15 protein-coding genes and 1 pseudogene are annotated in these 18448 nt (G+C 64.9%); 12 read left to right on the top strand and 4 right to left on the bottom strand.

The genetic code is table 11. The features are described from left to right. The first annotated feature begins 62 nt into the window (after nucleotides 1–62). The 5 genes from ACFDR6_RS17915 (at nucleotide 63) to ACFDR6_RS17935 (ending at nucleotide 5530) form a co-directional block, all read left to right on the top strand. Nucleotides 63–1277, top strand: a complete 1215-nt coding sequence (locus ACFDR6_RS17915) for an extensin-like domain-containing protein (RefSeq protein ID WP_375859024.1) — start codon at nucleotides 63–65, stop codon at nucleotides 1275–1277. Between the two features lie 243 nt (nucleotides 1278–1520). Further along, the gene (locus ACFDR6_RS17920; RefSeq protein WP_212080586.1) at nucleotides 1521–2819 is read left to right on the top strand and encodes a M20 family metallopeptidase; all 1299 of its coding nucleotides are present in this window, start codon (nucleotides 1521–1523) and stop codon (nucleotides 2817–2819) included. After that, nucleotides 2816–3661 carry an ABC transporter permease subunit gene (locus ACFDR6_RS17925; RefSeq protein WP_212080587.1) on the top strand — a complete coding sequence of 282 codons (846 nt, stop codon included), beginning with the start codon at nucleotides 2816–2818 and terminating at the stop codon, nucleotides 3659–3661. The genes ACFDR6_RS17920 and ACFDR6_RS17925 overlap by 4 nt, the downstream gene beginning before the upstream one ends. 16 nt (nucleotides 3662–3677) lie before the next feature. Further along, a complete protein-coding gene (locus tag ACFDR6_RS17930; protein ID WP_375859025.1) occupies nucleotides 3678–4688 on the top strand; it encodes a taurine ABC transporter substrate-binding protein in 1011 nt (336 codons plus the stop codon). Between the two features lie 194 nt (nucleotides 4689–4882). Next, nucleotides 4883–5530: a Crp/Fnr family transcriptional regulator gene (locus ACFDR6_RS17935; protein WP_375859026.1), complete on the top strand. Its 648-nt coding sequence runs from the start codon at nucleotides 4883–4885 to the stop codon at nucleotides 5528–5530. A gap of 15 nt (nucleotides 5531–5545) precedes the next feature. Here the strand turns inward: ACFDR6_RS17935 and ACFDR6_RS17940 are convergent, their stop codons facing one another. Together ACFDR6_RS17940 and ACFDR6_RS17945 are read right to left on the bottom strand one after the other, a co-directional pair. Further along, entirely contained in the window at nucleotides 5546–5887 is a 342-nt protein-coding gene (locus tag ACFDR6_RS17940) for a hypothetical protein (RefSeq protein WP_375859027.1), read from the bottom strand. A 54-nt stretch (nucleotides 5888–5941) separates the two neighbouring features. Further along, complete coding sequence (locus ACFDR6_RS17945; protein ID WP_212080591.1) at nucleotides 5942–6577, bottom strand: TetR/AcrR family transcriptional regulator; 636 nt, start codon at nucleotides 6575–6577, stop codon at nucleotides 5942–5944. A 198-nt stretch (nucleotides 6578–6775) separates the two neighbouring features. Between ACFDR6_RS17945 and ACFDR6_RS17950 the strand changes: the two genes are divergently transcribed. From ACFDR6_RS17950 to ACFDR6_RS17970, 5 genes and pseudogenes are all read left to right on the top strand, one after another. Beyond that, a complete protein-coding gene (locus tag ACFDR6_RS17950) occupies nucleotides 6776–8077 on the top strand; it encodes an HlyD family secretion protein (RefSeq protein ID WP_375859028.1) in 1302 nt (433 codons plus the stop codon). A gap of 114 nt (nucleotides 8078–8191) precedes the next feature. After that, nucleotides 8192–9778: a DHA2 family efflux MFS transporter permease subunit gene (locus tag ACFDR6_RS17955; protein ID WP_375859029.1), complete on the top strand. Its 1587-nt coding sequence runs from the start codon at nucleotides 8192–8194 to the stop codon at nucleotides 9776–9778. A 393-nt stretch (nucleotides 9779–10171) separates the two neighbouring features. After that, the gene (locus tag ACFDR6_RS17960; RefSeq protein WP_375859030.1) at nucleotides 10172–11971 is read left to right on the top strand and encodes an ABC transporter ATP-binding protein; all 1800 of its coding nucleotides are present in this window, start codon (nucleotides 10172–10174) and stop codon (nucleotides 11969–11971) included. Between the two features lie 54 nt (nucleotides 11972–12025). Next, nucleotides 12026–13432, top strand: a complete 1407-nt coding sequence (locus tag ACFDR6_RS17965) for an MATE family efflux transporter (protein ID WP_375859031.1) — start codon at nucleotides 12026–12028, stop codon at nucleotides 13430–13432. 65 nt (nucleotides 13433–13497) lie between these two features. Further along, nucleotides 13498–14768 (top strand): annotated as a pseudogene (locus ACFDR6_RS17970) (O-antigen ligase family protein). On the opposite strand, the gene ACFDR6_RS17975 reads toward ACFDR6_RS17970, so the two are convergent. Further along, nucleotides 14765–15508 (bottom strand): sulfite exporter TauE/SafE family protein, encoded by a 744-nt coding sequence (locus tag ACFDR6_RS17975; RefSeq protein ID WP_212080597.1) that lies wholly within the window; start codon nucleotides 15506–15508, stop codon nucleotides 14765–14767. The pseudogene ACFDR6_RS17970 and the gene ACFDR6_RS17975 overlap by 4 nt on opposite strands. Before the next feature lie 168 nt (nucleotides 15509–15676). Continuing rightward, nucleotides 15677–17047 (bottom strand): aminotransferase-like domain-containing protein, encoded by a 1371-nt coding sequence (locus ACFDR6_RS17980; protein ID WP_375859032.1) that lies wholly within the window; start codon nucleotides 17045–17047, stop codon nucleotides 15677–15679. A 49-nt stretch (nucleotides 17048–17096) separates the two neighbouring features. On the opposite strand from ACFDR6_RS17980, the gene ACFDR6_RS17985 reads away from it, so the two are divergent. Both ACFDR6_RS17985 and ACFDR6_RS17990 read left to right on the top strand, forming a co-directional pair. Continuing rightward, complete coding sequence (locus ACFDR6_RS17985; protein ID WP_375847591.1) at nucleotides 17097–17552, top strand: DUF983 domain-containing protein; 456 nt, start codon at nucleotides 17097–17099, stop codon at nucleotides 17550–17552. A 73-nt stretch (nucleotides 17553–17625) separates the two neighbouring features. Beyond that, nucleotides 17626–18339 carry an alpha/beta fold hydrolase gene (locus tag ACFDR6_RS17990; protein WP_375859033.1) on the top strand — a complete coding sequence of 238 codons (714 nt, stop codon included), beginning with the start codon at nucleotides 17626–17628 and terminating at the stop codon, nucleotides 18337–18339. Nucleotides 18340–18448: the final 109 nt, after the last annotated feature.

Raw genomic sequence — 18448 nt, forward strand, 5'->3', positions numbered from 1 at the left:
TTAAAGAACCGTGAAATCAACGTGTTGAAGAGTCTTTAAGTAAATTCACCGAACGTGCGTTCATGACGCGCGGAGTTCGTTTGTATCTCGTCGGCTCCATCGTCCTTGTTTCGCTAGCGGGTTGCGGACGCGGCTTCTTCCAGGCCGAACGCGAACCGTGGCGGGCCGAGGCGGAAGCCGCTTGCCTGAAATCGGGCGTGGTGAAGGAGGGGCCGGATCTCGTCCGGATCGACCCCATTTCGGGCCCTGGTCAGTGCGGCGCCGAATTCCCGCTCAAGGTCGCCGCCATCGGCGAAGCTTCCGGCACTTACGGTTTTGCCGACGAGCAACTGCGCCCGCCCGGCAGCATCGGCAACCAGCCGCGCTGGCCGGTGACGCAGCCGCGATCGAACTATCCGCAGAGCCAGAATTATCCGTCATCCTCTTATCCGTCGCGGTCGAACTATCCCGAAAGCGCGGTGCGCCAGCCGTCCGGCTACGGCACCTCAAACGGACCGATGTCGCTGAACGCGCCCGGCGTCGTGCCGGAGGAAGACGAGATCGATCTGCCGCCCGAGGGCACCGATGCCGCGGGGGCCTCCCGCTACATGAATGCGCCGAGCTATCCTGCACGGCCGGCAAATCCCGCGCCTTACTCGCAAGCGCCCGCACAGCAGCCGCTGCCGCGCCTTGGCCCGGCGCAGGGCAATCCCGTCACCGCGGTCGGTCCCGTTGCGATCAAGCCGACGGCGACGCTGGCCTGCCCGATCGTGTCCGAGCTCGACCGCTGGCTCGCCGACACGGTGCAGCCTTCGGCCATGCGCTGGTTCGGCGTCCGCGTCGCCGAGATCAAGCAGATCTCCGCTTATTCCTGCCGCGGCATGAACGGCAACTCGCGCTCCCACATCTCCGAGCACGCCTTCGGCAATGCGCTCGACATCTCGGCCTTCGTGCTCGCCGATGGTCGCCGTGTCACCGTGAAGGACGGCTGGCGCGGCATGCCGGAAGAGCAGGGATTTTTGCGCGACGTGCAGGCGGGTGCCTGCGCGCATTTCACCACGGTGCTCGCGCCGGGGTCGAACGTCTATCACTACGATCACATCCACGTCGATCTGATGCGCCGCGCCAGCCGCCGCCTGATCTGCCAGCCGGCCGCCGTCTCCGGTGACGAGGTCGCCTCGCGCGCGAAATCGCGCAGCCCCTATGCCAACGCGCGCGATCCCTCCATCACAGGCTCGCTCGGTGCACGCAAGAGTGCCGCACAGAAGCGCGAGGAAGACGACTACGCCAACGAATAGGCGCGTGCGCCGGATCGGAAGCGGCTTCCACGCGCTGCGGCTGGTCTGTCCAGCCGGCGCTGCGTCTTCGGCAAAGCGCAGCTGACGCGCAAAAATTTGCGCAGTCGCGATTCTTCTCCAAATCATTGAATAGCAATCAATATTCGCGTCCAGGCGGGCTGTCCTGGCGATTGGCACATTCGCTGCAATGAGGGTGCTGCAACGAAGCGGCGCGGCCGGCGCTGTGAGCCAACGGAACCCGTCATGCAGATGTCTGTCGCCCCGCCTGCCTCCGATCTCGAGCAGCGCGTGCTGTCGCGCATCACGGAGGAACGCTGGCTCGACCTTGCATCCGAATTGATCCGCACCGGTCAGCCGCGTTCTGGCAATCCGCTCGATCCCGATTTGCCGGCCGCCGAGGAGGAGGCGATCTCGATGCTGGTCGCGGGCAAGCTCGAAGCCCTCGGCATGGAGGTCACCAAGCACAGTGCGCAGCCGCACCGGCCCAACGTGCTCGGCGTGCTGAAAGGGCGGGAAGGCGCGCCGTCGCTGATCCTCAACGATCATCTCGACACCTATCCGGTGGTCGAGCCCGAGAAATGGCACATGACGGATTTCGATCCGTTCAAGGCGACGCGCCATGGCGATCTGCTGTATGCCCGCGGCACCTCCGACACGCGCGGCAATCTTGCGGCATCGCTGCTCGCGGTGCAGGCCCTGATCGAAGAGGGCGTGAAGTTCGATGGCACCTTGATGTGCTGCTACACCGTCGACGAGGAGCGCAACGGCACCGAGGGCTCGATCTACATGCTCAACAAGGTCGGTCTTACTGCCGACTACGAGATCACGGCCGAGCCGACCGCGTGGGGTGATGTTAGTAAAGAATGGGGCATGAACCTCTCGGTGGCCAATTCCGGCCATTGCCTGATCGAGGTCACGGTCCAGGGCATCAAGTCGCACATCTGGCGGCCCGACATCAGCGTCAACGCCATCATGGAGGCGGCGAAGCTGCTGCCGAGGCTGGAGGAGATGGCGTTCACGCATGTGCCCAGCAAGTTCATGGGGCATACGCCGCCGTGCTGCTCGGTGGTACGTATCCGTGGCGGACTTCCCGGCGAGATGCAGTTCTCGCCGGATGCCTGCACCATCACGCTCGCGGTGGTCGGCATCGTGCCGGGCATGACGCTCGCCAGCGTGGTGTCCGACATCGAGCGTCTCGGGCAGGCGACCTTTGCAGGCGCCAACGACGTCAAGATCGGAGTGCGCCAGGTGCCCGGCTCGCTGTTCGTCAACGCGACCGAGCCCGTGCCGGTCGAGGAAGAGCCATGCCGCTCGCTTCGCGCGGTCTATCGACGCCTGATGGGCCGCGAGCCCGGGGTCAATCGCAAGAATGCCTTCAACGACACCATCCGCTTCCGCGAAGCCGGCATCAACGCGGTGACATTCGGTCCGGGTGAGGACGGCTGGGCCGTCGACAACGAGAACATCTCGATCACCAAATCGGTGATGGCGACGCGGATCTACGCGCTGACCATCATGCAGATCTTGGGAGTGCGCACGTGAGTGTCGAGGCAGGTCCCATGGCCATTCCGATCTCGGCCGATCGTACGCGGCGGGGCAGTTTGCGGCTGCCAACCGTCTCGCGATCGGTGCTGCTCTCGACGCTCACCGTCGCCGTGCTGTTGGCCGCCTGGGCCATCGTCACGGGGGTGGGCTGGGCCAACGAGCTGTTCCTGCCGAAGCCGCAGGCGGTCTGGGCCGCGTTCGTCAAGACCATGACGAAGGGTTATCAGGGCGCGACGCTGTACCAGCATCTCGGCGCGAGCCTCTCCCGCATCCTCACGGCCTTCACACTGGCCTGCCTCATCGGCATCCCGCTCGGCGTCCTCATGGGGGTCTCGCGCAATGCACGCGCGCTGCTCAATCCCCTGATCGAATTCTACCGGCCGCTGCCGCCCCTCGGGCTCTACACGCTTCTGGTGATGTGGCTCGGCATCGGCGAGAGCTCGAAGCTGTCGTTGCTGTTCCTCGCCGGCTTGCCGGGCATCGTGATCTCTACGATCCAGGCCGTTACCAGCGTCGATCCCGTCTTTGTGCGGGCCGCGCAATCCCTCGGCGCGACCCGGCGCCATCTGCTGTTCCACGTCTATCTACCTGCGGCGGGCCCCCTGATCCTCGCCGGCATGCGCATCTCGCTCGGATTCACCTACACCGTTCTCGTCGCCGCCGAGATCGTCGCGGCCTCCGCAGGCATCGGCTGGATGATCTGGGATGCTGCAAAATTCCTGCTGTCCGACGTCGTGATCATGGGCCTGATCGTGCTTGGCCTGACCGGCGTGGCGCTCGACCTGATGATGCGCGGAATGGCCAGACTGTTGATGCCGTGGGCCCGAAACCAGTCCTGATCGAGGAGAGATCGACATGATGAAGAGACTTGTTGCCACGCTCGCACTTGCTACGTTGGTGCTCACGGCTACCGCTCGTGCCGAGGACAAGCCGGCCAAGGTGACCGTCGGCTATCTGAATCTGGTGAACGCACAACTCGTCACCAAGCATCTCGGCCTGCTCGCCAAGGAGATGCCGGGTGTCGAGATCAAATACGTCAAGGTCGGAGGCGGCGGCGACATGCTGCGTGCGATCGCAGGCAATGACGTCGACTTCGGCGGTCTCGGCAATCCGCCGACCGCGATCGGCGCGACCCGCGCGCTTCCGATCAAGGGCATCCTGGTGATCAATCTGCTCGACTATGTCGAGTCGATGGTGGTTCGCAGCGACAGGAACATCTCCTCGCTCAAGGACCTGAAGGGCAAGACCGTGGCTGCCCCCTTCGGCTCGACGACACATTACCTGCTGCTCCAGGCACTGAAGGACGAAGGCGTCGATCCCGCCTCGATGAAGATCATCGATCTCGCGCCGTCGGACATCGCGGCCGCTTGGCTGCGCGGTGACATCGACGCCGCCTGGTTCTGGGAGCCGAACCTCGACAAGGCCGTGAAGAACGGCGGCAAGATCCTCATCACGTCGGGCGATATGACCAAGCGCGGCTATCCGACCTGGGACATCGGCGTCGTCATGAACGCATTCGCGCAGAAATATCCATCCTACGTCGAAAAGTTCATCAAGGCCGAGTGCGAGGGAATCGACTTCTGGCTGAAGAATCCGGAGAAGACGGCCGAAATCATTGCGGAGGAGCTGTCGCTGCCGCTGGCCGACGCGACGCGGATGATGAAGGGCACCGGCATGGTCCCGTGCAACCAGCAGCTCACCGAGGAGTATTTCGGCACGAGCGCGAAGAAGGGCAAATTCGTCGACACGCTGGTTGCGACCGCCGACTTTCTGGTGAAGCAGGAGCGCCTGCCGAAGTTGCTGCCGCGTGCCGACTTCGAGGCCTTCATCCAGCCGGCCTATATCGAGAAGGTGATCGGCCGCTGAGGGCCCGTGCCGGCGGGCTCGCGTCGGCGGCGGTGCGTTGAGCATTTGCGCCGCGTTGCAATCCGACCGGAGACCTCCTAGCCTTCGAGCCGTCACTCGAAGGGAGACTGATCGTGGGGCGCGGTCATGCGCACGAGGTGGCCAATCCAGGTGAGCCGTGCGCAGAGGTGCGAAGGGCGGGGACCGGACGATACGTGCTGAACGCCCTGGACAAGCCCGATCTGGATCTGGTGATGCGGACCGGCAGGTTGGCGACCTACCAGAACCGCGAATATCTGCTGCGGGAAGGTGAGCCCGCCAACGGCATCCACGTCATTCTGAGCGGGATCGTCGAAAGCACTCATGCCGGTACGCAGGGGCGCGAGCTGATGCTGGCGACCTGGGAGGCCGGTGACTTCGTCGGCGCCCCCTACATTCTCGGCGATCACCGGCATAGCTGGTCGGCGCGCGCGCTCGGACGGGTCGAGGCGCTGCATCTCGACCAGGATGCGATCCGCCGGCTGATCGCGCAGTCGCCCTCGTTCGCCGTCGCGCTGATCGAGTGTCTCGGCTTCAAGGGCGAGACCTATTCGATGCTGGCGCAGACGCTGGCGGGGCAGAAGGCGGCGGAACGGCTGGTGCTGCTGCTGGTAAAGCTGTCCGAGAATGCGGCGCAGGACGAAGGCGGCCCGATTTCGCTCGGCCGCATCACGCAGGCAAATCTCGCGCGCATGATCGGCGCGACGCGCCAGTCGATCAGCCTGATCCTCAATCGTCTCCAGGACGACGGCATCATCTCGACCGGTCCGACCAAGATGGTCGTCAATGATCTCGCGGCGTTGAGGAAACAGGTGACCGAGTAGCGCCCGCTGCCGGCGTCATGACGAGCCTCGCTTCGACGGTGGGGGACCCGGCCCCATGCAGAGCTGCACCTCGCCCGGGACGTCGTAGGTGCGCATGATGTGGCGGTTGTCACGCAGGCCCGATGCCTCGCGTTGCACGACCAACATCCAGAGTGCCTGGCCGGCTTCCATCACCAGCTTGCGCCTGGTCGGCTGCTGCGATGCCGGCACTTCCGCGGACGCGTGGGCGGCGTCGAACTCGCGCAAACGCGCCAGCGCCTGTTCGAGTGTGCGGCCCATCCGTCCAAGCGCCGAGACCTGTTCCTGGACGATCTCATAATGGAGGATATCGACCGGCGGGCGAAGATCACGAGACATGAGCGCAATATAGGGCAGCCAGTCAGGCCCGCGCAACGCGCGGACTGCCTGCCGCTACTTCGCCTTATACGCCGCCAGGAACATCCGCGTCGCGCTGTCGATGACTTCGGTCATGCGCTCTTCCGACGGTGCTGGGGCGGCCTGGAAGACGAAGGGCAGGAAGAGTGAAGCCTTGCACAGTTCCATGAACTGCGACGCCGCAAGGTCGCAATCGTCGATCCCGAGATCGCCGCAGGCGACACGCGTTTTGAGATAGTCGGAGAGGAGGTTGATGCTCTTGTGCAGCACCCGCGCATAATAGCGGCGGCCGACATCGGGCATGCGCTCGGCGATCGCCATCACGGTGCGGATCGCCGATCCGCCGCCGGGCCGGCAGAGCAGGTGGATGTAGGCCCGGCCGAACTCCTTCAGCGTGGTCTCGGCATCACGGGCAGGATCGAAATTGAACACGACCTGGCCGTGCTGGAGCGCCTCCTGCTCCAGGATGGCCTCGAACAGCGCGCCTTTGTCGGCGAAGTAGACGTAGAGCGTGCCCTTGGAGACCTGCGCCGCGCGCGCGATCTCGCCCATGCTGGCGCCGTCAAAGCCGAGATCCATGAACACCTTGCGAGCCCCGTCGAGGATCTGGCGGCGTTTGGCGTTGTCCTCCTCCTGGACGACCTGCAGATGTTCGCTGGCAGCTGCAACCATTGGTTTAGGGTCTCGCAAGGTTTTTACGTTGAGTGGTGACCATGAAACTCGGATAAAAGAGTCCCCTCCGTAGGATACCGGCCGGGATCATGATGTGATGTAATATTGACCGAACCGTTCGGTCAATGATATTTGATCATGGGTGGGGAAGGCCGCACGCCTGCCGTCTCCTTGATCGCCTTTTTGGGGGAGGCCTTTATGGCCGTATCGAGAGACCAGGCCGCGCGCGTCCTTCGCCCGGAAGAGGGGAAGGAGCACGCGGGCGGTGATGCTGCGATCGAGAGCTCGGCACCTCTGCGCGCGCATGTGTCCGAGGAAGCCAAGCGCCGCGTCGCCGAGGCGCCGGAGAAGCCCGCGACCGACAAGCCGTCCGCACCTGCGCCCGACGCAGAAGCCGCCGGCGCTCCCAAATCCGGCAAGCGCAAATTCGTCCTGATGGGCGTAGGTCTGGTGCTCGCGCTCGCCGCCGCGAGCTATGCCGGCTATTACACGCTGGTCGGCCGCTTCTACATCTCAACCGATGACGCCTATGTCCGCGCCAACAACACCATGCTGGGCGCGCGCGTTGCGGGCCACATCTCCTCGATCCTCGCCGGCGACAACACGCCGGTGAAAGCCGGCGACATCGTCCTCCGCATCGACGAAGGTGATTACAGGATCGCGGTCGACGCCGCCGCGACCAGAATCGCGACCCAGCAGACCACCATCGATCGCATCGGCCGCCAGGTTGCCGCGCTCGACAGCCAGGTTGCGCAGGCAAAGGCACAGCTGGTCTCGGCCGAGGCGGGGCTCAAGCGGGCCGATCTCGATTACGAGCGGCAGCAGGCGCTGAGCACCAAGGGCTTTGCCTCGCGCGCCGTGTTCGAGAGCTCGGAAGCCGGACGCGACCAGGGCGCCGCCGCGGTCAAGGCCGCACAGGCCGCCTATGAGGTTGCCGTGAGCAACGTCGATGTTGCGAAGGCGCAGCAGGCCGAAGCGCAGGCCCAGCTCGCCGAGCTCAAGACCACGCTGGCCAAGGCCGAGCGCGACCTGGCCTTCACCGCGGTGCGTGCGCCGGTCAACGGTACGTTCTCCAATCGCCTGGTCAATACCGGCGACTTTGTCGCGGTCGGCCAGCGCCTCGGCAACGTCGTGCCGCTCGACGACGTCTATATTGACGCCAATTTCAAGGAAACCCAGCTCAAGCGTATCCGTCCCGGCCAGCCGGTGACGATCAAGGTCGATGCCTACGGCATGCGCAAGTTCTCCGGTATCGTCGACAGCATCGCCGCGGGCGCGGGTTCGGTGTTCACGCTGCTGCCGCCCGACAATGCCACCGGCAATTTCACCAAGATCGTGCAGCGCGTGCCGGTCCGCATCCGCGTGCCGAAATCGGTGGCGAAGCAGAACCTGCTTCGTGCCGGCATGTCGGTCTACGCCACCGTGGACACCAACAAGGGTGCGGCCGACGCCGACAGCGAGGTCGACCTCGACGATCCCACCCCGGTCCATCCGCAGTAGGATTGGCCAGGGATGAGGTCTTCCACCTTTATGCTCCGAGCGCAGGTGCGCTCCCTCTCCCGCAGGCGGAAGAGGTGCATCGCCCCCGCGGCTTCCTCGAGCCCAGGCTGACACATGGCCAACGCCACCACGGCGTCAGCCGGCATGATGGCGGATCCCGCTTCGGAGCGCATCGCGCCGAAGCGGCTGTTCGCGTTCATCATCATGGTGTTCGGGATGTTCATGTCGATCCTGGACATCCAGATCGTCTCGGCCTCCTTGAGCGAAATCCAGGCCGGCCTGTCGGCGAGCTCCAGCGAAGTGGCCTGGGTCCAGACGGCCTATCTGATCGCCGAAGTGATCGCGATCCCGCTGTCGGGATTCCTGTCGCGCGCCTTCGGCACGCGGCTGTTGTTCGCGATCTCGGCGGCCGGCTTCACCGCCTCGAGCCTGCTCTGCGGCTTTGCCACGACCATCGAAGAGATGATCCTCTGGCGCGCGCTGCAAGGTTTTCTCGGCGCCGGCATGATCCCGACGGTCTTCGCCTCGGCCTATACCGTCTTCCCGCGAACGAAATTCCACATCGTCGGCCCCATCATCGGGCTGGTCGCGACCCTGGCGCCCACGATCGGCCCGACCGTCGGTGGCTACATCACTGACCTGATGTCGTGGCACTGGCTGTTCTTCATCAACGTGCTGCCCGGCATCGGCATCACCCTGGGCGTTCTGGCGCTGGTCGATTTCGACGAGCCGCATTTCGAATTGCTCGACCGTTTCGACTGGTGGGGCCTGTTGTTCATGGCCGGCTTCCTCGGCACGCTGGAATATGTGCTGGAGGAGGGTCCGCTGCATGAATGGATGCAGGATACTTCCGTTGCGATCTGCGCGTGGATCTGCGTCATCTCGGCGATCGCGTTCTTCTGGCGCGTCTTCACGGCGGCCGAGCCGATCGTGAATTTGCGCACCTTCTCCGACCGCAATTTTGCCGTCGGCTGCACTCTGCAGTTCTGCATCGGCATCGGGCTCTACGGCCTGACCTACATCTATCCGCGCTATCTCGCCGAGGTGCGCGGCTACAGCGCGCTGATGATCGGCGATACCATGTTCGTCTCCGGCATCACCATGTTCCTGGTCGCGCCGCTGGTCGGCCGGCTCATGGCGAAAGTCGACATGCGCTACATGATCGCATTCGGCCTCGTCGTGTTCGCGCTCGGCTCCTACCAGATGACCTGGATGACGCGGGACTATGATTTCTATGAACTGCTGGTGCCGCAGATCCTGCGTGGCGTCGGCATGATGTTCGCGATGGTCCCAACCAACAACGTCGCACTCGGCACGCTGGCGCCTGACAAGGTGAAGAACGCGAGCGGCGTGTTCAACCTGATGCGCAATCTCGGCGGCGCGCTCGGCCTTGCCGTCATCAACACCGTGCTCAACGACCGCACCGACCTCCACATCAGCCGCCTGCAGGAGCGCGTGACCTGGGGTAACGCGACCGCGACCGAAACCCTGAACATGTTCATGCAGAAGTTCCAGGGGCTTGGCGATTCCACGCTGATGGCCATGAAGCAGCTTTCCCAGCTGGTTCATCGCCAGGCCGTGGTGATGAGCTTTGGCGATGCCTTCTTCATCCTGGCGGTGTTCTATCTCGCTCTCAGCTTCCTGGTGCTGCTGCTGAACAGGCCGCCGTCGCCGTTCGGTGCTGGTGGCGACGCGCACTAGCGCTACGCTCCCGCTGACGTCGCTTGCGCAGGTCGTCGATCGAGGCGGAGGCACCGATTTGCAACACTCGTGCGTGATCTCGCGCGAGCCCCGTTGCAAAGCGCGAGCGACGCATCTATAAAGCGCACCTCATTCAATCGAACCGGGAGGGATTTGCATGATTTCGTCGCATTCGCAGATCGTTCGCCCGCGCTCGATGATGTTCTGGCTCGGTATGTACGCGGCCTGTTAGAGGCCTCTTCCGCCAGCTTCGATTGGGCCAAGGTTTCGACCAGGCGTCCCGATCGCCCCGCTTCCCAAGTCAAAGTCAGTTCTGAGTGACGCCGTTTTGGCCATCGCGGCCGGCCTGCGTCCATTGATGGAGCCGGCCCGCGCGAGCGGCCGGATGATGTCATGACCACTCTGTCCAACAAGCCCGCCGCAATTCGCGTGGTGCTGCCCTTCGTGTTCCGGCACTGGCTGAAGCAGCCCGGGCGCGGGCTCATCGTGGCCGGCGGCCTGCTGGGTGCGACCGTCGCCGACCTGTTCATGCCGGTTTTCTCGGGACATCTGGTCGATGCGCTGACGCGAGGCCCGTCCGATCCCGACGCGCGCCACGCGGCGCTCACGGCATTCGGCGCCATCGTGGCGCTCGGAGCCGTCTCGATGGTGCTGCGGCTCATCGGCCTTCAGGCGATCGTGCCGTTCACGCTGAAGATCATGTCCGAGGTCGCGCAGGACACGTTCACGCGCGTGCAGCGCTTCTCCACCGACTGGCACGCGAACTCCTTTGCGGGCTCCACGGTGCGCAAGATCACCCGCGGCATGTGGGCGCTCGACCTGCTCAACGACACCATCCTGATGGCGCTGGCGCCCTCGCTGCTGGTGCTGGTCGGCTCTATGATCCTGATCGGCGTGCACTGGGCCCCGCTTGGCCTCGTGATCGCGATCGGGGCGATCATCTACGTCGCCATCACGGTCGTGTTCTCGACGCGTTACATCGCGCCGGCCGCACGAATCTCCAATGCATGGGACACCAAGGTCGGCGGCACGCTGGCGGACGCGCTGACCTGCAACGCCGTGGTGAAGTCGTTCGGCGCCGAAGGGCGCGAGGACACGCGGCTGGCCCGCGTCATCAATCGCTGGCGCGTGCGCGTGCGGCGGACCTGGTATCGCTACAATTACACGTCCATGTCGCAGCTTGCCTTGCTGCTGTGCCTGCGCGCCTCCGTGATCGGCGGCTCGGTGCTGCTGTGGATGTCTGGGCATGCCTCGCCCGGCGACGTCACCTACGTGCTGACGAGTTACTACGTCATCCACGCCTATTTGCGTGACGTCGGCATGCACATCAACAACCTCCAGCGCTCGGTCAATGACATGGACGAGTTGGTGGCGATCCATGCCGAGCCCATCGGCATTGCCGATGCGGCCCACGCGCGGCCGATCGCGATCGAGGGCGGCGAGATCGTCTTCGACGACGTCACGTTCCACTATGGCGGTCATCGCGCGCCGCTCTACGACGCACTGTCGGTGACGATCCGGGCCGGCGAACGTGTGGGTCTCGTCGGACGCTCCGGGTCCGGCAAGACCACTTTCGTCAAGCTGGTGCAGCGGCTCTACGACGTCAGCGGCGGCCGCGTGCTGATCGACGGGCAGGACATCGCGCACGCCACGCAGCAATCGTTGCGCAGCCAGATCGCGATCGTGCAGCAGGAGCCGATCCTGTTTCACCGCTCGCTCGCCGAGAACATCGCCTATGGCCGGCCCGGCGCCAGCCCGGAGGCGATCGAGCACGCCGCGCGGCTGGCCAACGCGCACGACTTCATCCTGCGCCTGCCGAAGGGCTACGGCACGCTGGTCGGCGAGCGCGGCGTGAAACTGTCGGGCGGCGAGCGGCAGCGCGTGGCGCTGGCGCGCGCGTTCCTGGCGGACGCGCCGGTCCTGATCCTGGACGAGGCGACCTCGAGCCTCGATTCGGAATCGGAGGCGCTGATCCAGCAGGCGATGGAGCGGTTGATGAAGGGCCGTACCTCGATCGTGATCGCGCACCGGCTGTCGACGGTGCGCAGCCTCGATCGGATCCTGGTGTTCGACCGCGGCGAGATCGTCGAGCAGGGCACCCACGCCGTGCTCGCAGGCAAGCCAGGAGGCCTCTATCGCGGCCTGTTCGAGCGCCAGGTGGTGGAGCTCGAACGTGTCGCAGCGGCGGAATGAGGCGCGGGGACGGCGGGGTGAATGCCCCGCCGCCACTCCGCCCGGGGTGAAGACATGAAAGACCTGACGAACGGCTCCATCGTGAGACACATCCTGGTCATGGCACCTCCGATCATGGTCGGCATGGTCACGATCATGCTTTGCCAGCTGGTCGACCTCTATTTCGTATCGGGCCTGGGCGATGCCGCCGTCGCGGGCGTTGCCGCGGCCGGCAATGCCGGCTTTCTCATTAACGCGCTGCTGCAGGTGCTCGGCGTCGGCACGGTGGCGCTGATCGCACATGCCGTGGGGCGCAAGGACCGGCCGGATGCGAACCTGATCTTCAACCAGGCGATAGCGCTGTCGGTGCTGTTCGGTCTGCTGACCCTGGTCATGGGCGCAGCTCTGTCGCGTCCTTACATGCGCTCGATTGCCGCCGACCAGGCCACGATCGAGGCGGGGACGACTTACCTGTTGTGGTTCATGCCGGCACTCGCGCTGGAATTCGCCATGCAAGTATTGGCGTCCGCGCTGCGTGCGACCGGCAGCGTGGGTCCCGCGATGCTCGTGCGGGTGCTCGCCGTCATGATCAACATCGCGCTGGCGCCGGTGCTGATCTCGGGCTGGGGCACCGGTTACGCGCTCGGCGTTGCCGGAGCCGGGCTGGCAAGCTCGATCGCGGTGGCGATCGGCGTCGTGGCGCTGCTGGCGTATTTCCGCAAGGTCGAGCGCTACGTCGCCTTTAACCCGGCGCAGTGGGGGCCGCAGGCGCATCATCTGAAGCGGATACTCAACGTCGGCCTGCCGGCCGGCGGCGAGTTTGCAATGATGTTCATCTTCATGGCGGTGGTCTACTACGTGCTGCGTGACTTCGGCGCGTCGGCGCAGGCTGGATTCGGCATCGGACAGCGCGTCCTCGCCCTGATCCAGATGCCGGCGCTTGCGGTCGCGCTCGCGGCAGGGCCGATCGCCGGCCAGAATGTCGGTGCGGCAAACGACGCGCGCGTACGCGAAACCTTCGTGCAGGCAGCGCTGATCACGACCGTCGTGATGATCGGCTTCATGTGCCTGGCGCAATTCAAGCCCGAACTCTTGCTCGCCGGATTCTCCAACGACCGGGAAACGATGGAGGTTGCTTTCCTGTTCTTGCGGATCATCTCGCTCAACATGGTCGCGCAAGGTCTTATCTTCACCTGCTCGAGCATGTTCCAGGGGCTCGGCAATACCAGGCCGGTGCTCTTGAGCTCGGCGACGCGCGTGTTCACCTACTCGCTGCCGGTGATTTGGCTCTCGACGCGGCCGGGCTTTCGCATGGAGCATGTCTGGTATCTGTCGATCGCGGCGACCACGTTCCAGGCGGGCTTGAGCCTGTGGCTGCTGCGCCGCGAGTTGGGCAAGCGCCTGCCGCCAATTCGGCAGGCGGAGGCTCCGGCACTGGCCGGGCCTGATTCCGCGACGCCTCCCGCGCGTGCGCCAGCGTAGCGGCGCTTGGCACCAGCCCGCGGCTCCGGCTAATTTGCCGCGCCGTTGGCTGGCCAAGGGGCGCGATGACCGGGGTGTCGAACGAACAGCAGGCAGCGTCATGGCTCTCGGCGATCTGGGCGGCGCGCTATCGCACGCCGGCCCGCTTCGTCGCGCTGATCGCGCTGCTGCTGCCGTGGACGACGACCGGACTGATCTTTGCGCTCATACCCTGGCTGATCGCATTCGCGTTCGTCGATCTCCGCGAGTTTCCGCGGTCGCTGCTTCGTCCGATCTGCCTGCTGCCGATCGCGCTGGTCGCGCTCGCCGCCGTCGGAACGCCCTGGTCGGACGCGCCATGGCCGGAGCGAGTCCACGCGATCGGCCCGGCAACGAAGCTGCTGGTGATTCCGCTCCTGATCTACCAGTTCGAGCGCTGGCCCTGCGGCCATTGGGTGTTTTCCGCCTTCCTGCTGTCCTGCACGGCCTTGATGCTCTATTCCTTCGCCGTTGCCATCGACCCGGCACTCTCGCTGAAGCTCTACCTGTCGCGGGGGCCCTACAAGGTCGAAAGCGGGATCGCGGTGCGCAACTATATCGACCAGAGCCAGGAGTTCGCGCTCTGTGCGCTCGCGCTGGTCTATCCGATCGTGGCGCTGCTGCGACAACGCCGCCTCGGCATCGCGGTGCTGCTTGCGGCGCTCGCGTTCGGATTCCTCGCCAACATGATCTTCGTCGTGGTCTCGCGCACGGCGCTCCTGACTTTGCCGATCCTGATCCTGATGTTCGCGCTTTTGTACCTGCATCGGCGTACGGCGCTGCTCGTCGCGGGCGTCGTGGCGCTATTGGCGCTGCTGCTCTGGATCGTCTCGCCGAATCTGCGCATGACGGTGGCCAAGTTCAGCGGGGACTATGAGATGAGCGTGCAGGATGGTCGGGTCAGTGGAATGGGCTCACGTCTCGAGTACTGGCGAAAGTCCCTGGGCTTCGTCGCCGATGCGCCGTTCGTCGGACATGGCACCGGCTCGATCCGCGGCCTGTTCGCGAGCGTGGCTGCCGATGCGCAGACCGATCCACTGCGCGGGGAGGTCGTCAGCAACCCGCACAATCAGACCCTCAGCGTCGCCGTGCAGTGGGCGTCGTTGGCGTCTTGATCCTCTATGCGCTCTGGTTTGCGCACCTGTCGCTGTTTCGCGGCGAGGGATTGGCCGCTTGGATCGGCCTGCTGGTCGTGGTCCAGAGCATGCTGACCTCGTTGTTCAACACGCATCTGTTCGACTTCGCGCCGGGCTGGATCTATGTGCTCGGTGTCGGTGTCGCCGGTGGCATGGCGCTCGCCAGAAAGGCGCAAGGCTAACGCGCGCCAAAGCTGTTCCAGACGAGGCCGAGGCCTGACAGGAACAAGAGGCCGAGCACGACATCGCCAAAATGCTTGTCGCTCAGCGCGTGATAGACGCGCGCGCCGGCCCATGCGCCGATCAAAGTGCCCGGAAACGCGATCAGCGCGAGCCAGACAACCTTCAGTTCGACCAGGCCTGACGCTGTCTGCAACACCAGTGCAGTGGCGAGCACCGTGAAATTGAAGAGCTGGAAGATGCCGCGCCGTTCGTGCTTGTTCCAGCCGCGGATGTTGGCCCACAGGATCGGCAGCGGCCCTGACAGTCCCGCAAGCCCGCCCAGGATGCCGCCGGCGAAGCCGATTGCGCCGTCGGCGATGCGGCCGCCGAACTTGATGGCGAGCGGCTTCTTGTTCAGGTACAGCGCGCTCGAAAAGATCAGAAGCAGTACGCCGACGCTCAGCTTGAACACTTTGGGATCGGCGGAGGCGACCATCGTGGTGCCCAGCGGTACTCCGATCAGCCCTCCGATCAGGAACGGCCACACCAGCGAGAGATCGAAACTCTTCCACATCGAGGGCAGCGTCGAACTCTGCGCGATCACGGAGCAGATCAGCACCAGGGGCACGGCGAGCGAAGGCGGCAGCACGTAGAGCCAGATGCCGAGCGCCATCAGCGCCGTGCCAAATCCGGCCAGCCCCGAGACGAAGCCCCCGGCCAGCGCGCCGAACAGCAGCAGGACGTAGGTGAGTGTTTCCAACAGATTGTCCTCTTCGCCGGGGCGATTCCGATACGGCCGTCGCTCGCATAGCATGCTTGCTGCCGTGCGGGTCAATCCACGCTGCGCTGATGATGCCTATGCATCGCAGGCCTATCCGTTGCCTGCGGCACCGGTCGTGCGCGCCGGCCATCGCCGTCAGTCGATGATCTAGACGATCTGCCTCGTGTCGGCGGGCTTGTGCAGTGCGCCGACTAGGATGCGCAGCGCTTCCGTCAATTCCGATCTGTTCCGAGCCGCTCCCAGCGAGACGCGCGCCGCGTACGGCGGTGTCCCATCGACCGTGAAGGCATCGCCGGCGACGACCGCAAGTCCATTCCGCAGCAGATGTGCGGCGACATCGGGCCGGCTCTCGGGCAGCCGCAGCCACAGGTGATGCGACGCGGGCTTGGCCAGGAACTGGAAGCCCTTCAGCGCGCGTTGCGCGAGTTGTTGACGTCCGACCGCCTCGTTGCGGATGGCGGTGATGATGCGATCGGCGATGCCGCTTTCGATCCAATGCGTCACCAGCGCGACCATCAGTGGCGCCGGCATCTGCACGGTCGCCTGCAAGTATGTGCGCAGCTCCCGCTGCGCGCCGCTGTCGGGCGTCACCAGATAGGCAACACGCAGCGCCGGTGCGATGCATTTCGACAGCGTGGTCGCAAGATAAGTCCGCTCCGGAATGAGGCTCGCGATCGGCGATGCCGAGCGGTCGAGCAGGCCGTAGGCGTCGTCCTCGATCAGGATCGTGTCGGTATCGCGGATGATCCTTGCGATGGCGCCGCGCCGCTCCGGGGAAAGCGTCGCAGTGGTCGGATTGTGCAGCGTCGGAATGAGATAGACGGCCCTTGGCCGGTGCACGCGGCAGGCCTTTGCCAGCGCGTCGGGCAGTATGCCGCCATCATCCATGGCGACGCCCACGAGCCTGACGCCGAGCCGCAATGCTGCGGCCTTGATGCCGGGAAATGTCAGCGCCTCCGTCAGCACGATATCACCAGGCCTCGCAAGGTGTCCGAGCAGGTTGAAAAGGATCGTCTGCGTGCCCGGAAAGATCACGAGCTTGTCGGCCTGTGCGTGCGGCACCCGTGCACGCATCCAGCGCGCCGCGACTTCGCGCTCATGCGCGCTGCCGCCGGGCGGCTGATAGTTGAGATACGCCGTCAGGCCCGATTGCGCGCGGATGGCCTCCATTCCGGCCATGATGCGCTCGTCGAGCTGCGCCTCCAGCGGGTGCGGCGGCACGTTCATCGAGAGGTCGATCGCGACCGGATGCGGCAGGTCGACCGCGCGGCGCGCGCTGGTCTCCGACACAAATGAGCCCTGTCCGACGCGGGCTTCCATGATGCCGCGGCGCCTTGCCTCGGTGTAGGCGCGTGTCACCGTGGTGAGGTCGACATTGAGTGCCTTGGCCAGCGCGCGCTGCGTCGGCAGTTGCTGGCCGCGCACCAGCCTCCCCGCGGCAATGTCGGCCTCCATGGCCTCGACGATGCGCTGGTAGCGCGGGCCCGAGAGCTCGGAGATTGTAGGAGTCCAATCCATGCAATTTAGGCCCATATCATTTGAATGTATGGATACAAGATAATATTGTATGGATCGTTGGAAAGGAAGAGGTGTGGTCATGGCGGTCTCTCTGGCAAAGGCGATGTGGCGCGGGTTCAGCGGCAAATGTCCAAATTGCGGGGAAGGGCACATGTTCGGCCGCTTCCTGAAAGTGACGGACGCTTGCGACCATTGCGGCGAGGAGCTGTTTCACCAGCGCGCCGACGACTTTCCGGCCTATCTCGTCATGGTCGTGGTCGGCCACCTCGTGGTGCCGGCGATCCTCGCGGTCGAGACCGCCTACGCGCCGCCGGAGTGGCTGCAACTCGCGGTGTGGCTGCCAGTCACCCTGTTCGCTTCGCTCGCATTGTTGCAGCCGACCAAGGGCGCCATCGTCGGGCTGCAATGGCAGCTCGGCATGCACGGATTCGAGGCGAGCAAGCTGCGGCGCGAGGCGGATGAGCTTGCGCCGGTGCTGGTGAAGGCGGACACGCGCGCCGCTTGAGCAGAAGCAGCGTTTACATCGCGCGTCCGGCCGCTACACTCCATCGGATCAAGCAAGAGCGATGGAAACGCAGATGGCCACGGGCGCGAAGACCTTCCTGCTCTGTCATGGCGCCTGGTCCGCCGGGTGGGCCTGGAAGAAGATGCATCCGCTGATGGCTGAGGCCGGTCACCGCCTGGTGGCGCCGACCTACACCGGCCTCGGGGATCGTGCGCACCTGGCCAGTCCCTCGATCGACCTCGAGACGCATATCCAGGACATCCTCAACGTCATCAGATTCGAAGATCTGAGCGACATCGTGCTGCTCGGCCACAGCTATGGCGGCATGGTCGCGACCGGCGTCGCCGATCGCGCCCGCGAGCGCGTGACGCAGTTGATCTATCTGGATGCCTTCGTGCCGCGTAACGGCCAGTCGCTGTTCGATCTCCACGAGGGTGGACGCGAGCCGATGCGCAAGGCCGCAAGCTCCGGCGACGGCTATCGCGTTCCGCCGAACCCGCCGCCGCCGGATACGCCGCAAGCTGATATCGACTGGCTCAATGCGCGCCGGGTCGACATGCCGATCAAATGTTTCGAGACGAGATTGAGCCTCGCGCATGGCGAGCCATCGATGCCGCGCAGCTACATCTATTGCACCCGCATTCCACCGGGCGACGTGTTCGGGCAATTCGCGGCACGGGCGAAGAGCGAGGAGGGGTGGCGCTGTTTCGAGCTCGACGCCAGCCATGCACCGAATGTCACCGCACCGGCGGCGCTGATGGCGACGTTGGAGAAGATCGTCGCGTAAAATCCTCGCTGTCATTCCGGGGCGTGCGCAGCACGAGCCCGGAATCCATTCATCCACCAACTCTGCCGCCCGATGGATTCCGGGCTCTCGCTTCGCGAGCCCCGGAATG

Source organism: Bradyrhizobium tunisiense (assembly GCF_042263385.1).
Lineage (GTDB): Bacteria > Pseudomonadota > Alphaproteobacteria > Rhizobiales > Xanthobacteraceae > Bradyrhizobium > Bradyrhizobium tunisiense.

Coding starts and splice junctions, on each gene's coding strand:
- ACFDR6_RS17950 (WP_375859028.1), top strand. CDS start 6,776: ATGGCCGTATCGAGAGACCAGGCCGCGCGCGTCCTTCGCCCGGAAGAG.
- ACFDR6_RS17940 (WP_375859027.1), bottom strand. CDS start 5,887: ATGTCTCGTGATCTTCGCCCGCCGGTCGATATCCTCCATTATGAGATC.
- ACFDR6_RS17920 (WP_212080586.1), top strand. CDS start 1,521: ATGCAGATGTCTGTCGCCCCGCCTGCCTCCGATCTCGAGCAGCGCGTG.
- ACFDR6_RS17960 (WP_375859030.1), top strand. CDS start 10,172: ATGACCACTCTGTCCAACAAGCCCGCCGCAATTCGCGTGGTGCTGCCC.
- ACFDR6_RS17985 (WP_375847591.1), top strand. CDS start 17,097: ATGGATCGTTGGAAAGGAAGAGGTGTGGTCATGGCGGTCTCTCTGGCA.
- ACFDR6_RS17915 (WP_375859024.1), top strand. CDS start 63: ATGACGCGCGGAGTTCGTTTGTATCTCGTCGGCTCCATCGTCCTTGTT.
- ACFDR6_RS17980 (WP_375859032.1), bottom strand. CDS start 17,047: ATGGATTGGACTCCTACAATCTCCGAGCTCTCGGGCCCGCGCTACCAG.
- ACFDR6_RS17930 (WP_375859025.1), top strand. CDS start 3,678: ATGATGAAGAGACTTGTTGCCACGCTCGCACTTGCTACGTTGGTGCTC.
- ACFDR6_RS17945 (WP_212080591.1), bottom strand. CDS start 6,577: ATGGTTGCAGCTGCCAGCGAACATCTGCAGGTCGTCCAGGAGGAGGAC.
- ACFDR6_RS17955 (WP_375859029.1), top strand. CDS start 8,192: ATGGCCAACGCCACCACGGCGTCAGCCGGCATGATGGCGGATCCCGCT.
- ACFDR6_RS17965 (WP_375859031.1), top strand. CDS start 12,026: ATGAAAGACCTGACGAACGGCTCCATCGTGAGACACATCCTGGTCATG.
- ACFDR6_RS17990 (WP_375859033.1), top strand. CDS start 17,626: ATGGCCACGGGCGCGAAGACCTTCCTGCTCTGTCATGGCGCCTGGTCC.